The sequence below is a fragment of the Bacillus sp. AFS077874 genome, from assembly GCF_002566505.1.
Lineage (GTDB): Bacteria > Bacillota > Bacilli > Bacillales > Bacillaceae_G > Gottfriedia.
The window spans coordinates 1-17,239 of record NZ_NUYF01000011.1; the positions used below are offsets into that span (position 1 = coordinate 1).

Annotated in this window: 13 protein-coding genes and 2 pseudogenes; 3 read left to right on the forward strand and 12 right to left on the reverse strand. The window is 33.4% G+C overall.

What is annotated here, in order from left to right:
* Nucleotides 1-315 precede the first annotated feature (315 nt).
* Nucleotides 316-942, reverse strand: a pseudogene (locus tag COJ46_RS12660) (IS3 family transposase); the annotation flags it as partial.
* A gap of 36 nt (nucleotides 943-978) precedes the next feature.
* Between COJ46_RS12660 and COJ46_RS25000 the strand changes: the two are divergent.
* Nucleotides 979-1,185 (forward strand): annotated as a pseudogene (locus tag COJ46_RS25000) (IS110 family transposase); the annotation flags it as partial.
* A 154-nt stretch (nucleotides 1,186-1,339) separates the two neighbouring features.
* Here the strand turns inward: COJ46_RS25000 and COJ46_RS12670 are convergent.
* The 11 genes from COJ46_RS12670 to COJ46_RS12720 all read right to left on the reverse strand — a co-directional run bounded on the left by COJ46_RS12670 (nucleotide 1,340) and on the right by COJ46_RS12720 (nucleotide 14,668).
* A complete protein-coding gene (locus COJ46_RS12670) occupies nucleotides 1,340-1,531 on the reverse strand; it encodes an amino acid transporter (RefSeq protein ID WP_097973438.1) in 192 nt (63 codons plus the stop codon).
* Nucleotides 1,532-1,698: 167 nt separating this feature from the next.
* Nucleotides 1,699-2,532, reverse strand: coding sequence for a carbonic anhydrase (locus COJ46_RS12675; protein WP_097973436.1), 834 nt, complete (start codon nucleotides 2,530-2,532; stop codon nucleotides 1,699-1,701).
* A gap of 448 nt (nucleotides 2,533-2,980) precedes the next feature.
* Nucleotides 2,981-3,184, reverse strand: a complete 204-nt coding sequence (locus COJ46_RS12680) for a hypothetical protein (protein ID WP_097973434.1) — start codon at nucleotides 3,182-3,184, stop codon at nucleotides 2,981-2,983.
* A gap of 1,091 nt (nucleotides 3,185-4,275) precedes the next feature.
* A complete protein-coding gene (locus COJ46_RS12685; RefSeq protein WP_097973432.1) occupies nucleotides 4,276-4,551 on the reverse strand; it encodes a hypothetical protein in 276 nt (91 codons plus the stop codon).
* 154 nt (nucleotides 4,552-4,705) lie between these two features.
* A complete protein-coding gene (locus COJ46_RS12690; RefSeq protein WP_097973430.1) occupies nucleotides 4,706-5,878 on the reverse strand; it encodes a sugar ABC transporter permease in 1,173 nt (390 codons plus the stop codon).
* Between the two features lie 15 nt (nucleotides 5,879-5,893).
* Nucleotides 5,894-7,408, reverse strand: a complete 1,515-nt coding sequence (locus COJ46_RS12695; protein WP_097973428.1) for an ATP-binding cassette domain-containing protein — start codon at nucleotides 7,406-7,408, stop codon at nucleotides 5,894-5,896.
* Between the two features lie 111 nt (nucleotides 7,409-7,519).
* Complete coding sequence (locus tag COJ46_RS12700; RefSeq protein WP_286133401.1) at nucleotides 7,520-8,668, reverse strand: sugar ABC transporter substrate-binding protein; 1,149 nt, start codon at nucleotides 8,666-8,668, stop codon at nucleotides 7,520-7,522.
* Between the two features lie 374 nt (nucleotides 8,669-9,042).
* Nucleotides 9,043-10,584: a response regulator gene (locus COJ46_RS12705; protein ID WP_098565986.1), complete on the reverse strand. Its 1,542-nt coding sequence runs from the start codon at nucleotides 10,582-10,584 to the stop codon at nucleotides 9,043-9,045.
* A 16-nt stretch (nucleotides 10,585-10,600) separates the two neighbouring features.
* Nucleotides 10,601-12,022: a sensor histidine kinase gene (locus COJ46_RS12710; protein ID WP_097973425.1), complete on the reverse strand. Its 1,422-nt coding sequence runs from the start codon at nucleotides 12,020-12,022 to the stop codon at nucleotides 10,601-10,603.
* Entirely contained in the window at nucleotides 12,012-13,004 is a 993-nt protein-coding gene (locus COJ46_RS12715) for a sugar-binding protein (protein WP_097973423.1), read from the reverse strand. Before COJ46_RS12715 ends, COJ46_RS12710 begins: the two co-directional genes overlap by 11 nt.
* A 413-nt stretch (nucleotides 13,005-13,417) precedes the next feature.
* Nucleotides 13,418-14,668: a dicarboxylate/amino acid:cation symporter gene (locus COJ46_RS12720; protein WP_097973421.1), complete on the reverse strand. Its 1,251-nt coding sequence runs from the start codon at nucleotides 14,666-14,668 to the stop codon at nucleotides 13,418-13,420.
* Nucleotides 14,669-14,916: 248 nt separating this feature from the next.
* Here COJ46_RS12720 and dcuS point away from each other — a divergent pair, with 248 nt between their 5' ends.
* On the forward strand, nucleotides 14,917-16,527 hold the full coding sequence (gene dcuS / locus COJ46_RS12725; protein ID WP_097973419.1) for a DcuS/MalK family sensor histidine kinase: 1,611 nt from the start codon (nucleotides 14,917-14,919) through the stop codon (nucleotides 16,525-16,527).
* Nucleotides 16,520-17,233: a response regulator gene (locus tag COJ46_RS12730; RefSeq protein WP_097973417.1), complete on the forward strand. Its 714-nt coding sequence runs from the start codon at nucleotides 16,520-16,522 to the stop codon at nucleotides 17,231-17,233. The genes dcuS and COJ46_RS12730 overlap by 8 nt, the downstream gene beginning before the upstream one ends.
* Nucleotides 17,234-17,239 lie beyond the last annotated feature (6 nt).

The window sequence follows — 17,239 nt, forward strand, 5'->3', positions numbered from 1 at the left end:
TAGAACGATTAGTAAAGAATTATAACTAACCAATAATTTCCAACGCATTTGCTACATATCACAATGTTATCCATTAACGTTCACTTAGGGGTACCGCCAAACATTTCTTCTATTCGTTTGGTTTCTTCAGGATTGTTTTCTTCCACTATTTCAATTAATGGATCAAACTCTTCTACAGATGCACTCATACCAAATAAACAAGAAACAGCAATTAGAAAAAACCATCTGAGCCCTTACTCAACCAAACTGCCATTCGTATTATATGATTAGCCAGAATTTTAAAATGTACCCTATGTAAAGGACAATAAAAAAAGGTTATGCCACACAAAGAAGATGATTTCTGTATTCTACAGGGCTCATCTTCTTTAAATTCCATTGATATCGATAATTGTTATAGTAGCTCATATAATTTCTTATTTCCTTTTTAAGTTCTTCTAAAGTATTACACTGTTTTATATTAGCCTCATCTTTAAAATGACCAAAAAAGGACTCTTGAAGAGCGTTATCCCAACAATTCCCTCTCCTAGACATTGATTGTTTTAGTCCTAATTTTTTTACATGTTTCTGAAAAGTAGGGCTGGTATAATGTGAGCCCTAATCGGAGTGAATAAACGCACCTTCAGCTAATAAGGTATGCCTGATTCTTTTTAATTTCAATAAGGTATCTATCGCTAAATCCAATGTAAGTCGATTGGATACATTATAGGCAAGTATTTCATTTGTGGAACTATCTAAAATAGTAGATAAGTATGCCTTATGACCGTTTCCGTAATAAAGATAAGTAATATCAGTAAGAAGTGCCTTACCTGGGATACCCTGTTTAAAATTGCGGTTTAGTAAGTTCGGTAAAACAGAGTGTTCTTGTGTAGCTTTTAACATCTTCTTATAAGGATTAGCCTTTCTGATTGGACAGATAATCTTATACTTCTTCATAATTCTTCGACTGATATAGAAAACAAGACATTAGTTAAACCTACTATCATTCTAGAAGCCACAGGACATTATCAAGCACCTGTCATACAATTCTTAGAGTAATACAATTACTTGTATATTATGATTAATCCTTTAGTGTCTCATCAGTCTAAAAAAACAAGCTTACGAAAAGTAAAAACTGATGCCATGGATGCCTATAATCTGGGCAAATTGTTTTATAAAGAAGAACTAGAGCCCTATAAAAAGCGAGGAATTCCCACTGTGCTTATTGAACTAATCTGCCATTTAGTTGAATAAGAAAAAGCTAAATAAGTGAGTATTCGAGAGATAATCGTATCTAACTGAGGGAGCTTAATAAGAAAAAGCTGCCAAAGGGTGGCAGCCAGACTTAAATATCAAGATCAGTTTAGTGTAATAAATTTAAAATTATCATTAACAAGATGGATATTGATAAGAAGCTAGCCATAAAATACCCAAAATATTTTAATGGTTTAGGCAACTTTTTTACAGCATCCTTGCTAACAACATTTGAAGCATTTCCTTCTATCTTGTTAAAGTGGTCTATTACATCATTAAATGGTTTGTTTTCTTCCTTCATAAAACAACCCCCTTTACCACATTTTAACATATGTACTATTGTATAAATGCAATTATTTCTTGAACTAAACTGCACGTTTGTTCAATAAGTAAGTTCAACAAATAGAGTGTTAATCTCTTTTTGATCAACGCTCCCGTTGGGTATAACAATCTATTAACGTGGATATTTTAGCTTTTTATGACTTTACGATTATTTAGAGATTGAACTGGACGATGATCATCGGGGAAAATCTTTTGAAATGCTTCAATTTGTTCTTTTGACATTTCAATCGGCATTTCAAAAATGGTCCATTTTACCTCTTCTGTACAAGGAGGGGTCGTTAATGAACCCTCATAATGAAATGCAGTTTGATCTTCAGGAAGCAAAGCCTTTAAATCAACTGACTCATTCAAGGGAATATCTTTATCTGTTTCTTCTTTCGGTAGAATATCCCAGACCGCTGCCAGATTTTTATTTTCTTCACCTTCCTGAATCATCACTCCAAGGACAGCAATCTTTCCATTTGAATCTTTATGTACAAGGTGAAGCTCCATTACATAGTTTTTGCTGTTGAATTGATGCTCACTTGGGGTATGGAAATGAAATTGTGCAAGCTTGTACTCCTTCCCCTCAATGAGTATGCTGTTACTACCACCCGCAGCATTTGCCTGTACAGTATGACCATTGTTCATGAGTGAAAATAAGGTCGGTTCATAATTAATTTGAAGGTCTTCTGCAGCTTGTTCATTCTCAACTTGCGAAAATTCAATGTTAATTGGCGATTGTTCACTACCATTTACACAGGCTGAGTTAGCAGGATCTAATTCCCCCCAGTGCTCGGGGCTTGTTTCCCCTTCATAGGACCAATGGGAAGTATTTATTTTAGTTACTTCTGTTCCTGCATTCTTTTCAGTTGCCTGTTCTTCTTTTAGTTTGGGAGTTTGTACATTTTGTGATGTACAAGCTCCTAATACAGAACTTAACATCACAGCTAAAATTGGATAAACGAGTATCTTCTTCATGTCAGTGTCTTTCCCCATTTCCTGTTTTTATAAAACCTATATTAATTAAGATACTAAATATCCAATAAAATACATATACCTAACCTTTAAGTATAACGCTTACATTTGAATTTTGGGTGTATTTTACTACCTCAAATTTTTTGTGTTGATTTTTGAATTTCTTTTCATATCTCCTTATTAAGCTAACCTGCCATTATGTTGAATAAGAAAAAGCGATCTTCTATTGAAGAATCGCAAGCGTTAGTTGCATAAGTTCATTCACTTCTTACAGACACAAATCATTTCAATACTGTTTTTATTTAATGTTTTTTTATCCCAAGAACCGTATACATCTAATTCAAAATAAAATTCTCTTCCAGAATTCCCACCCGCCAATGTTTAATAGAAAAAAGCGCCAAACCATGGGCATAGTCTGACCCTTAATTTGAGTTCCTCTTACCGAACTTCTTTAATTAATTAGCTTTACACCATTGATGATAATCGCAACCATCCCAATCAATGAAACGATTACCCACCAGTTCTTTTGCTTCTTCTTAAAGTGAAGTGCTACAAAGAAAATAATTACTCCAAGGATGATACTAGCAATAGAACTATATAATTCTATCTGTGAGTTTGCACTATTTAAAAAGATACTATCTAACTTTTCCTTCATGAACAATTCCTCCTTACAGTTAAATGACCGAATCGGCTAATAGCATTTGTTCAACTACGCATGCGTTAGTTGCATAAACTATTTAGTTATGTAAGTTATTATCCCTATTCTTTTTCCCGAGAGAATAAACAGAAGCAAAAAAAAATATCATAGCTAATCCAACTCCAATAATCATTGAATAATCAAAATAATCTTTAAGTGCCATACCTCCAGAAATAGATGCAGTAAACAATAACAAAAAGAAAACTGTATAATTCTTTTTCTTAATTTCCCATCACCCATTTGGTATATTTTACCATAAATATATAATTTCTTATTAAACTATACTGCCATATCGTATTATAAGGTTAGCCAGATTTTTCTGGTTGACCTATTTTTTTTAGGTTTTATGATTACAGTAGCCAGGGTAGAACGTAGCTGCCATTGGGACATTGATCTCGTCAACTAAACTGTTCTCCCTCTACTTATAGAAACATGTTTAGTTGAACAAGAAACTCTCCATTTTCCTATGAAAATGGTTCGAATCTAGTTTACATAAATACACTTAACGGAAGTACAATAAAAGCCATATCCCTTACATACCAAGGATATGGTTTTCTTCTTTTTTCTCACAATATACATTTTTAATATATTGTTGAGTTAACAGGGTTTTGGGGTGCTAATCCATCTTTAAGGATTCGCTTTTTTTGTATGAAATCCTGCATAAATTATTTGCAAAAATACCACATTTTCGTTTGTTAGTTGCTAGTAAACCGTTGAGTATCTTGCGTCCACGAATGTCTCCATTAGTTAGCGATCTCGACGCTCCATAGATGAACATTCTTTCTCCTTTTCCTGAAATTCTGCTACTACTTATGAGTTAAGTGTTAATTACTTCTAATAAATGATAAAATAAATTTCTCCTCTACATTAATAATTTATCCGATCATAGAAAACACGAATGAAATTTGGTTTTAGAAATATAGGAATATGTACCTATTTGTGAGTCTTTTCACTTAAACTAATCTGCCATTTAGTTAAACAAAAAAATCGACTATAAAGTCGATCATACAAATGCACCACGTTATTTCCATAAGCAGTTATTACATTATTTAATTTTTAATCCAAGTTAGCATACGTAAGAAAAGAAAAGGTTCAAACCAAGTAATCAATAAAAATATGATAAAAAACGATGATACTGCAAAAAATTTAGTGTTCCCTCTTTCTCTTTTGGAAATTGCTATAAAGCTACAGATCGCCCCAAATAATAACAATAAAAAACCAATTAATGCAATAAGTTCGTTGAAGCCTGGAATTACATAAATTATTCCAAACAAAATCAATCCAATGATTAATAATATTAGTGAAATTATACTGAAATTTTTCATAGTTTCACCTCTTTTAATAATTATTATTTTTTATGTTAGCTACTAATATATTAACATATATTTCCATTTTTCCTTTGTTCAACTATCTTGCTTTTTTAACAAAATAAAAAAACAGAAACAAGCCACTATAATCGGCTGTTTCTGTTTTAATATATTATTTCCCTTTATTACGTGTCATTACGTCAAATACAACCGCAAGAACAAGTACTGCTCCTCGAATGATGTATTGGTATGAAATATCAATACCCATTAAGTTCATCCCACTTGTTAATGAAGCCATTACGAATGCACCAATAATTGTACCTGTTACTTTACCTACACCACCAGCAGCAGAAACACCACCTACATAAGCTGCAGCAATTGCATCTAACTCAAACATTGTACCTGCTTGGGGAGAAGCAGATGCAAGTCGAGCTGTAAACAATACGCCTGAAAGGGCTGCAAGCATACTCATTGAACCGAATACAATGTAAGTGATTTTCTTTACGCTAATTCCACTTAACTGTGCTGCCTCAGGGTTCCCACCAACTGCATAAATGTGACGCCCTAAAGGAGTTCTTGTTGTAATGAAGTGGTAGACTACTACTACAATAAACATGATCACAGCAGTCCAAGAAATTCCTTGATAGCCTGCAAGAATATAGGAAATGTAACCAATGATACCGGAAATAAACAATAATTTTATGATTTGCATTGGCATTGAAAGTACTTCAAAACCGTACTTTATGTTTACGCTTCTCTTTTTAAAGTCGCTCCATATAAGAAGAATAATACAGATGGCACCAATTAATAGTGTTGAGATGTGTAAACCGTTCAAATCTCCTAAACTAGGAATATAGCCATTTCCAATTGCCTTAAAGCTTTCGTTAGCAACAATAATCGTACCAGTTTTAACAAGAGACATTAGTAGTAATCCCTTGAATATTAACATTCCTGCTAGTGACACTACGAATGATGGAATTCCTAAATTAGCAACGAAGAATCCATTTATTAAACCAATAATAGCTCCAAATACTAGAACTGCAATGATTGAGATCCAAACTGGCATTCCATGTGTTAGAAATAGAGCAACCACTGCCCCTAGAAAACCAGCAACAAACCCAACTGAAAGGTCAATATGACGAATGACAATTACTAGTGTCATCCCTACAGCAAGAACAGCTACATAACCTGTCATATTGATTAAATCACTTAAATTACGAGATGACATAAATAGTCCATCTGTATTTAAAGTAAACACTAACATTATTACTGCAAGAGCAATATACATTCCATATTCACGGATGTTTTTCCTTAATAACATGCCTGCTTCTTGAAAAAAGTTCATTTTATTCAACCTCTCTTAAACGGTAGCTAGAGCCATAACGCTCTCTTGAGTTGCTTCTTCTCTTGATAATTCCCCGGTTATTTTACCTTCTGCCATAACATAAATTCGGTCACTCATACCAAGGACTTCTGGAAGTTCAGAGGAAATCATGATAATGCTCATGCCTTGTTCAACCAGTAGATTCATAAAACTATAGATTTCAAATTTTGCACCTACGTCGATCCCACGAGTAGGTTCATCGAGTATAAGTACGTTTGGATTTGTAAATAACCATTTACTCAATGATACTTTTTGCTGATTACCACCACTTAATTTTCCAACGATTGAAGTAATTGAAGGAGCTTTTATGTTTAACTTGTTTAAGTAATCATTTGCAACGACGATTTCTTCATGTTGATTAATCACGCTTGACTTAGAAATTTCAAATAAGTTCGTAATCGAAATATTATTTTTAATATCTTGTTCAAGGATTAATCCATCACCTTTACGATCCTCTGTTACATAGGCTATACCTGCTTTTATTGCATCTTTCGGATGTTTAAAACGCTTTTGCTCACCTTGCACTAAAACGGAACCCTCAAGCTTGAAATTTGTTGGATTACCAAAAATACTTTTCGCTAATTCTGTTCGTCCTGATCCCATCAATCCAGCAATACCGATAATTTCACCTTTTCGAACATTTAGATTGATATGATGAAGAATCTTTCGACCTAATTTTGGATCGTATACATTCCAGTCTTTTAATTCTAATGAAACTTCACCAAACTTTTGGTTTGGACGTTTCGGATAAATATCGTCAATTTCGCGACCAACCATGTGCTTTATTATTGTGTTTTCGGTGATTTCTTCTTTATTTAAAGAGCAAATTGTTTTCCCGTCGCGAAGTACAGTAACCGTATCTGCAACAGCAATTACTTCTTTAAGTTTATGCGAAATCATAATACAAGAAATTCCTTGATTTTTTAATTCTCCCATCAAGAAAAGTAGGTTTTCACTATCATCTTCATTTAAGGCAGCAGTGGGCTCATCGAGAATAAGTAATTTAACATCTTTACTAAGTGCTTTTGCTATTTCAACAAGTTGTTGCTTCCCTACACCTAACTCTTTAATTTGCACGTCAGGATTTACATCTAGTTTTACTTTTTTAAGCAATTCAATTGCTTTTACAATCGTTTCATTGAAATCAACGGTCATTCCCTTTTTAATTTCATGTCCGATAAAAATATTTTCGTATACAGACAGCTCTGGAAAAAGAGATAACTCTTGATAAATGATTCCGATACCCTTTTTTTCACTATCGCTTATTTTTGAAAACTTTTGAACTTCATCTTCAAAAACAATATCGCCTGTATATGTTCCAAATGGATAAATACCACTTAAAACTTTCATTAAGGTTGATTTTCCAGCACCATTTTCACCAACTAAGCAATGTATTTCCCCTTTTCTAACCTTGAAGTTAACATCACTTAATGCTTTAACACCTGGAAACTCTTTTGAGATATTTCTCATCTCTAAAATAAATTCACTCATATGATCAGTCTCCCGAATTTGCCATCTACTTGAGTCATTGATTAAATTGAATAATTAACAAAATAGTGACGGTTAGACCATCACTATTTTGCAAGGTTTTCCTTCTATTAATTACTTCAATCCAGTGAAGTCTGAAGCACTATAGTATCCAGAATCAACTAAGTCTTTCTTCACTGTGCTTTGATCAACAACAATAATATCTGTTTGTTTTGTTTTGATATCAGCTTTACCGTTGTTTGTTACGCCTGAAGCATCAGGTGTTTCATTTTTTAAGATTGAAGTTGCAGTAGCGATTGCATCTTTAACTAAAGTACGAACATCTTTGAAAACAGTCATTGATTGTTTGCCATCGATAATGTATTGTACAGAAGCTTTTTCAGCATCTTGACCAGAAATTACATATGAAGATACGTCTTTATCTGATTTAAATGTATCAGCGATTGAACGAGCAGTTCCATCGTTTGGAGCAAGAACTAATACATCGCCTTTATCAGCTTTTGAAGCTTTTGTTAAGTTAGAAGCAGTTAAGTTTTTAGCTACATTGAAGTCCCAGTTAGTTGTAACTTGACCAATAATTTTTGCTTGCTCATCACGAGTTAAATCAGCTTTAGCTTTTAAGCTATTTGCAGCTGCTGAATTCTCAACTTTGAATGTACCATCAGCAATTTTTGGTTGAAGAACTTTCCAAGCACCTTGGAAGAATAAGAATGCATTGTTATCAGATGCAGCACCTGCATATAGGTATAAAGGTTGACCTGATTTACCTGAAGCATGGTCTACAAGATATTGTGCTTGTGCAGCACCTACAGCAACGCTATCGAATGATACATAGTAATCAACTGCGTCAGTACCTGTAATTAAACGATCGTAAGAAATTACTTTAACACCAGCAGCTTTTGCAGCTTCAGCTGAAGCAGCAGCAGCAGCACCGTCTTGAGGACAAATAATTAAAACTTTGATGCCTTTTGAAATTAAAGAATCAACGTTTGCTTTTTCTTTAGCAGAGTCACCTTGTGAGAATAAAATTTCAACTGAATAATCTGTATCTTTTAAAGCATTTTTAAAGCGAGTTTCATCTTGAGTCCAACGTGGCTCATCTTTCGTAGGTAAAACGATACCAATATCAACTTTACCATTTTTACTTTTCTTACCAGCAGAAGTGCTATCACTTGATGTTGCTGAAGATCCACATCCAGCTGCAACAAGAGTCATTACTAAAAATACTGAAATTATTGCAAAAATCTTTGATAACTTTTTCAAAGTGTTTCCCCCTTTTTTTCTGGTTACGCTTACATAAATAAGGTTATCACGATTTTTATTGGAAACGCTTACCCATTTCCTTCACTCTTTTGTCTATTATCTGCACTAATTTACCTAAACTTAGAAAACGTTTACATTCAGAATATTGAAACTAGCATTATCTTAACTTTGGGACATATTAGTACAGTTAATTTCGATTCAAAACAAAAAAGAGTCAAACAGCAACTTGATAAAAGTATGTACAAATTAAAAAGCAATTCGTAAATACGATCATTAAGTATGTCGTTAGACTCTTTTAACAATAAATATTCAAATACAGTAAATAATCGTTTATCAGTTCAAATTCAAGTATTCAAATTATCCTCTTATTCTCTTTAAATATTCATTAATACCTTTTTTCGATATTCCTTAGGAGATTCATTCGTACATTTTTTAAATACTCGGCTAAAATAATTTGGATCATTATAGCCCACTTGGTAACAAATTTCTTTTAAATTCAATTCTCTTTTTTCCATTAATTGTTTTGCTTTATTGATTCTCAAATTCATTAAATAATCACTGAAAGTCTCACCTGTTTGCTTCTTAAATAGTTTGCTAAAGTAGACTGGATTTAATTTTAAATAATTGGCCACTTGCTCAAGTGAGAGATCCTCAATGAAGTGATGAGCGATATATTCCCTCGCCAGTATCATCAGATGATTCGTTTTGATTTCTTTTTCTCGATCGATCTTTGTAATTAAATTAATGATTTGTTGCTCCACAAACCTCTTCAATTGACTGATTTCATTAATATCTGGAATATGAAATTTCTCAACTTCAATCGATGAACTACGGAGAGATTGGAAAATTTGATTAAATAGTGAATTTAATTCCCTTCTAACTTGTTTAACATGATAATTAACAAATCTTTCATACAAATTATTAAATTGGTTCATAACTTCTTCCAAATCAGCTTTTCTAAAAGTATCAATTAAAACTTGTTTTTCCTCGTCCGGTATACTTAAAGAAAGATTTACTGAATGCAGATTAACACGTGTTAACTCATCACATTCTAAACTTGCGTGAAATGCCTCATTATAAGATTGTCGTAACCCTTCAATTCCTTGCTTTAAAGACCCAATACCAATCACTGTTTGATAACCAGTTTGATTTTCTATGTATTCAATGGTTTTTAAAGCATCTTGATAGAGTACAAGCGATTGAAGATCAGCTTCTCGATTTGGCTGTACTGGAATAAATATCGCTAATTGGCCATCTACAACAGGGCTAATTAAACAATTCCTCGAAGTTTTCATAAAATGCCTTACACATTCATAAATTCTCCTCTGTTCCTTGGCATTTTGACTAATTTCTTTAGGCAATTTAATGACGTTCGCATAACCTAACTCGATTTCAAAACCGAGAATACTAGACAGTTGAGACACATTTAGTTCTTGTACAGTGTTAAACATTAACATTAACGTATATTCATTTTCAGTGAGAGGACGTATAATCGATAAATTTTCAATAGCCTCTAATTCTTGTAATCTTTTCTTATGATCTTCTTCTATCTCATCAATCATCTTTTGAAGTAATGAAATGATATGATCCTTTTTAGCAGGCTTTAAAATATAATCTTTAACACCTAATGAAATGGCTTCTTGTGCATACGTAAAATAGTCATATGCCGTGACAATGAATATTTTCGTATCAGGTAGTTTTTGCTTTATAACTGATACAGCTTCAAGCCCTTGAATACCAGGCATTTTTATATCCATAAAGATAATATGAGGCTGGTATTCTATTGATTTTTCAATCGCAACTCGTCCATTTTCAGCCTGTTCAAATTGAAATAGATTAGGCATTGAACGGTTAATCATCAGTTCAAGTCCCTCGCGCTCTAATGGTTCATCATCAACAATTAATAAACGATACATAGTAACCTCCTTAATTTTAAAATTTTGATGGGACAGGAAGCTTTAAAATAATGTTTGTCCCTTTATTTATTACACTCTTAATATCAACAATATCTTCTTCTCCGTAAAAGAGGCGCCAGCGTTTAAACACATTTGTTGTGCCTAATCCAGTTGAGCTTTTTTGAGAGATGATCGGCATAGACGACGTTAAAAGAGCCTCTCTAGTCTCTTCTTTCATACCAGCACCATTATCATAAATTTCGATGTAAATATATCTTTCATGATTCTTGATATTAATCCCTATTACTGCTCCTTGCTCCATCCCCTCGATACCGTGTATAAATGCGTTTTCAAGAAGTGGTTGCAATGTTAAACAAGGAACTTTATTTCCTAAACAGGACTCATCTATATTTAATTCAAAGCGTACACGATCTCTAAACCTTGCCTTTTGAATCGAAAAATATTCCTCAGCATTTCTAACTTCTTCCAAAAGAGTTACGGGCTCGTCTAATTTTCGTAAATTATAACGTAGCAAATTCGAGGTCGATACAGTTAGATCACTCGTTTGCTCAGCTCCTTCAATATAAGCTAACTTAGATATAACGTTTAACGTATTGAACAGGAAATGCGGGTTTATCTGACTTTGTAAAGCCTTTAACTCTAGCTCCTTCACAAGGCGATCCTTCTCTACTATTTCAATATTTTTTATCATTAAATTGCTTAAATTTTTAGACATTTCATTAAGGATTTTACCAAGAATACCTATTTCATTATTTCGATACAATGTGGGTGGATCCACATTAAAATTACCTTTACCAATTTGTTTAGCCATATAAACTAGACGATTGATTGGAATGACGATACTTCTAGACAACCAAATGGCAAAAACAATACTAATGATAGTCGTTATAACGAACAACTGGACACCTAATTGATTCATAGACTGAGTATTTGCAATAATCTTTCGAAAAATAGGCTGATAATTACTAAGCTCTAAATCAACTAAGTTTTGACTATCCTCTCTAATAAACCCTGATATTTTCTCTATATCCCTGTATTGATCTGTATAACTTGAAAAATTTTGAGAGACTAAATTATCTGTTATCGATGATTCTAACTCTAGAAAAGAATCAATCATATGGGTAAAATTTTCTAACACAAGCTGATTATTCTTAGTAGCATTATGTGTTAATAGTTCCTTTTTTAATTTTTGTAAATTGCTTTTATGCTGCAAAATCGATCGATAGTTTTTTGGCTGTGGATTAATAATATAACTACTAACTAAACTTAAGTTTTCCTGAGTTTCAGAAGAGATTTGTTTATATAAAAATATTTTATTAATCATTAAATTATAACTCTCTTGAACTTTCTTACCATTTTCAAAAACAAAAAATGAAACTAGATTTAATAAAATAACTAAAATAGGAATAAAAATAAATAACTTTGTCCTAATTTTCAACGTTTCTCCTCCTGATCAACGTTTCTTTCGTCACCACCTCGGTTGGTGTAAAATTTTCTTTATTAATAACTTTTCCATGTAACCAGTCGATTAATAAACCTACAGATTGAAAGCCCATTTCATATGGCTTCTGAATAACCGTTGCTTTAATCGCATCATCTTGAACTGCTTGAAGTGTACCTTCAATGTTATCAAATCCAAAGATCTCAACTTGATTTAACTTTAAATTTTTTGATGCATTCAAAATGCCAATCGCGTCTAAAGCACTCGTACCAACCATAACTGAAATGTCTTTATTATTACGAAGCATACTTTCAGTTTGAAGCTTTGCTTGAATAATCGATATATTAGAGGACTCAATATCCTTTACTACTAATTTCGGATGCTTTTTAACGATACTTAAAAATCCATTTAATCTCGCCTGCTGACTTTCCGATTTTTCACTCCCTATAATAACGCCAATTTTCCCAACACCATTCGTTTCCTCTACAACAACTTTTCCTAACTGCTCTCCCGCGCTAAAATTATTTGTACCAACATAAGCAATGCGCTTACTTTTTGGCGCATCTGTATCAATTGTAATAACAGGAATATGTTGTGTAACCGCTTTATTAATTACGGGCGAAAAAGTATTCTCATCCAGACTTTGCACGATAATACCATCCACCTGAGAAGCAATTGCCTTTTCTAATAACTTAATTTGTTCTTCCGGACTTGTACGTAAAGGACCGATGTACTCAACATTCACTCCATATTTTTCTGCAGCAACATCTGCCCCTTCTTGTACTTTCCTCCAATAAGGATTATCAAACTCCTGCGAAATAAGGACAAAATGGAGTTTTTTCTTCGGTTCTACTTCCCGATCCTGTAATTTTTGAACTGAATTTTCAATATTTCTAGCATTTATTTCAAAATGAATAAGTACATAAACAAACAATAAAAAAAGCACGCTTAAAATAATCGACCATTTTTTCTCTTCCATAACGTCCTCCAGTCCTATATTAAAATAGTACATTTTGATGATACAGTTTACAAGACTATTAAACTTTACAATTTTTTCCCTTTAATTTTATTCGAACGAATGATTTAATAAAGAAATTTGAAACTTCAATCTACTTTTACTAAATCTTAAATCGCTATATTAAGATTTCTTCCAAAAAAAAATGATCCCCTTTTCGAAAATAGGAGATCATTTTCATAAAACTATCTAGTCTTTTGGAAATAACCCACATTCCTTTTGGCAAGTTGAGTATTATAAAGATTGATTTGCAAGTACTGCTCTGGTAATTGAACAGCTATCCAATTATTAGACTGCTTTTATACTGGTCAAATAAAAAAAGTGCACAGACTATTTCTGTACACTTTGTTATAAAGCTTGCTTTCGCATTTTCTAACTTAAACTGTAATTTTTGTCTCCTCAACCTGGTAAATCGGATGAAATTCACCTTCAGACTTGGAAACTACGACAGTAGCAACACCGTTTCCAATAAGATTAGTAACTGCGCGTGCTTCAGACATGAAACGGTCAACTCCAAGAATCAGTGCCATTCCCTCTACTGGGATTGACGGAAATACCGCTAAAGTTGCGGCTAATGTCACAAACCCAGAACCAGTAACTCCCGCTGCGCCTTTTGAAGTCAACATTAATACACCTAGTAGTGTAATCTGCTGCCATATGCTTAGGTCAGCACCATAAGCTTGTGCAATAAATAATGCTGCCATCGAGAGATAGATGGAAGTTCCATCAAGATTAAAAGAATAACCAGTTGGAAGTACAAGTCCCACTACTGATTTTGAGCAGCCATATTTCTCAAGCTTTTCCATCATTTTCGGTAACGCTGCCTCAGATGATGACGTTCCAACAACAAGAAGGATTTCTTCTTTTATATAAGCGATAAATTTGAAGATATTAAATCCGAACATTTTAGCAATTCCGCCAAGAACTAGAACAATGAATATGGCCATTGTAAGGTAAACAGAACCCATTAGTTTTCCAAGATAGATAAGAGAACCGATACCGAATTCTCCAATTGTATATGCCATCGCACCGAAAGCGGCAAATGGAGAAACCTTCATGATAATATTAACAATTCCAAAGAATACCTCAGTCAATTTCTCAAAAAAATCGATGACCGGCTTACCTTTCTTACCTAAATGAGCAAGTGAAATGCCAAATAAGATTGCAAGTAGAAGTACTGGAAGCAGCTGACCATTTGCAAATGCCCCAATGAAGCTTTCAGGAATGATTGATGTGATAAAATCCATGAAACCATGGCTTGTTTCCGAGGCTGCCTTAGTGTATTGAGAAATATCTCCTTTTCCCGCTGCTGCATCAATCCCTTTACCTGGCTTTAATACATTTGCAACAATAATACCGATTGCTAAAGAGATTGTCGAAACGATTTCAAAATAAAGTAAGGCCTTCCCACCAATTTTGCCAACCTTTTTTATATCCCCCATTCCTGCAATCCCGATAACAATGGTTAAGAATATAATCGGTGCAATAACAACTTTTACTAGCTTAATAAAAATATCAGCAATAACCTTTAGCTGTGAACCAATCTCTGGAAATACGAATCCGACCAAAATACCGAGAAAAATTCCTAAAATCACTTGAGTTGTAAGACTTTTAAAATTAATTCTCAATGTGCTTAACCTCCAATCAATTTTGAAAACGATTACATTTTTTTGAATTATTTACATGTTACAATTTTGTGAACATTATAAATAGTTAAAATAACTTTATAAAGTGTTTTGTAATTAATGTAAGTAATAAAATCATGAGGTTAAGTTTAATTGGACTGTATTTTATAGTAAATTGGAAAAGTATTATTAAAAACCATTAGAGCAATAGTAGTTCGATATGATGAATCTAGTAATAGTTGGAGGTTAATGTGCACGATCGGCGATTTAGATTTAAATTAAGTACAATTATTATTTTCTTTGTTTGTTTAGTGGTACTCCTATCTTTAATGATTACTGACTTATTAATCAGTCATACTGTCAGTAAAAAAATTATAAATTACCAAGAAGAAAAGGCCTTAATTGTAGCTAGGACTGTTGCTAAATCACAAATTGTAATTGATGAATTAAGTAACGACCACTCCACTACTGCAATTCAAGATTATACAAAGGATATTCAAACTGCTACAAATGTAATGTTTATTGTCGTAATGGATATGAACGGAATTCGAAAATCACATCCAAATCCGGCAAATATCGGCAAACATTTTGTTGGCGGTGATGAAAAGGCGGCACTAAAGGGTAAAGAGTATGTATCGATTTCGCATGGTACTTTAGGTGAATCAGTTCGTGCTTTTACTCCATTATACAATTTGAGAAATAAACAGATTGGCGTGGTTGCAGTTGGAATTTCACTTAAGAGTGTAGAGTCTGTACTTGGCAAAAGTCATTGGGATATCCTTATCGTGACAGTTCTTGGTTTAATAATAGGCGTCATTGGCGCTATTTTACTTGCAAGATATATTAAAAGGACATTGCTAGGGCTCGAACCCTTTGCTATTGCTAAGATTCTTGAGGAGAGGAGTACGATGCTCCAATCTGTTCATGAGGGTATTATCGCAGTTGATAATCAATCAACAATTACTTTAGTAAATAAATCTGCATTACAAATCTTTCAAAAGGCAGGGCTTTCTCAAAAGCCCGTTGGCATGAAAATTGATGAATATATGCCTTCAACAAGATTGGATCACGTTTTAGAAACAGGTAAACCCGAACTAGATGATGAACAAAACATTAACGGTGTTTCCATCCTCGTTAACAGAGTTCCTCTTGTGGTAAATGGCAAAGTAGTTGGAGCTATTTCTACATTTCGGGATAAAACCGAAGTAAATCAGTTGGCCGAACAATTAACAGGTGTAAGAACCTATGCGGAATCCCTTCGCGCCCAATCCCATGAGTTTATGAACCGACTTCACGTTATTCTTGGTATGGTCCAAATGAAATCCTACGATGAATTATCAGGATTTATCCGTACTTTAGTGAACTATCAAAATCAAGAATTTGGACAGATTACTCAGCATATTAAAGACCCTGCCCTGGCCGGATTTATTATGGGAAAATTAAGTTATGCAAGGGAAGAAAATGTGGAGTTCTCTTTCGAATGTAAAAATGTCATTCCAGAGCCGAAAGACCCTAAGTTCACTCAAGATTTAATTACCATTCTTGGGAATTTGATCGATAATGCAATAGAAGCATTGTCTGATACTGAAGAAAAAACACTGGAAGTAATCTTTAATTATGTAGATAAATTTTTAACAATCGAAGTTCTAGATTCAGGACCTGGAATGACTGAAGAGTTACACAAGAAAGTATTTGAAAAAGGGTTTTCCACAAAAGGAGAAAATCGTGGCTACGGCCTTTATTTGGTTGCAAATAGTATCAAAAAACTGAGTGGAGAATTAATCATCGATTCAAAATTACTACTAGGGACTGAGTTCCAAATACAAATCCCATATGAAGAAAAGAGGTATGGTTATGATTAAAGTCCTGATTGTAGAAGATGATCCTATGGTTGCTGAATTCAACAAACGTTACCTTAATGAGATAAGAGGTTTTAGTTTAATAGGGATATCCCATACCGTGACAGATGCCATTACGTTCCTTGAAAACGAACAGGTAGACCTTATTTTGCTAGATGTTTATATGCCTGGTTCAACTGGACTTGAATTGCTTAGTTTTATTAGAGAACAAAACATGGCAGTAGATGTCATTCTAATTACTGCAGCTGCGGACAAAGAAAAAATTCATACTGCAATAAGGTATGGGGCTGTAGACTATCTAATTAAACCGTTTGAGTTTGAAAGATTTAATCAAGCATTGTTGAAGTATAAAGATAAGTATAATTTTTTTGCAAATAAAACCTTATTTAGTCAGGAAGATCTGGATGAACAGTTCTTTAGTATAGATCAAAAACTGGTCGAAGAAGCAATGAGTAATTTGCCTAAAGGCTTAACTAGCAGCACCCTACAGGTTGTCATTGGGGTGATAAACTCAAAAGGCAACAGTCAATTTACAACTGATGATATCTCTGAGACCACCCTTATATCACGCGTATCGATTCGAAAATATTTGAAGTTTCTAACTAGTCTTGGTGTCCTTGAAGAGTCATTGACATACGGGATTGGAAGACCAGTTTATTTGTACACACTAAAATTAGATAAACTAAATAAAGTGAATACATTACTTTAAAAGTGA

Coding starts and splice junctions, on each gene's coding strand:
- COJ46_RS12680 (WP_097973434.1), bottom strand. CDS start 3,184: ATGAAGGAAAAGTTAGATAGTATCTTTTTAAATAGTGCAAACTCACAG.
- COJ46_RS12705 (WP_098565986.1), bottom strand. CDS start 10,584: ATGTATCGTTTATTAATTGTTGATGATGAACCATTAGAGCGCGAGGGA.
- COJ46_RS12675 (WP_097973436.1), bottom strand. CDS start 2,532: ATGAAGAAGATACTCGTTTATCCAATTTTAGCTGTGATGTTAAGTTCT.
- COJ46_RS12730 (WP_097973417.1), top strand. CDS start 16,520: ATGATTAAAGTCCTGATTGTAGAAGATGATCCTATGGTTGCTGAATTC.
- COJ46_RS12715 (WP_097973423.1), bottom strand. CDS start 13,004: ATGGAAGAGAAAAAATGGTCGATTATTTTAAGCGTGCTTTTTTTATTG.
- COJ46_RS12695 (WP_097973428.1), bottom strand. CDS start 7,408: ATGAGTGAATTTATTTTAGAGATGAGAAATATCTCAAAAGAGTTTCCA.
- COJ46_RS12685 (WP_097973432.1), bottom strand. CDS start 4,551: ATGAAAAATTTCAGTATAATTTCACTAATATTATTAATCATTGGATTG.
- COJ46_RS12690 (WP_097973430.1), bottom strand. CDS start 5,878: ATGAACTTTTTTCAAGAAGCAGGCATGTTATTAAGGAAAAACATCCGT.
- COJ46_RS12670 (WP_097973438.1), bottom strand. CDS start 1,531: ATGAAGGAAGAAAACAAACCATTTAATGATGTAATAGACCACTTTAAC.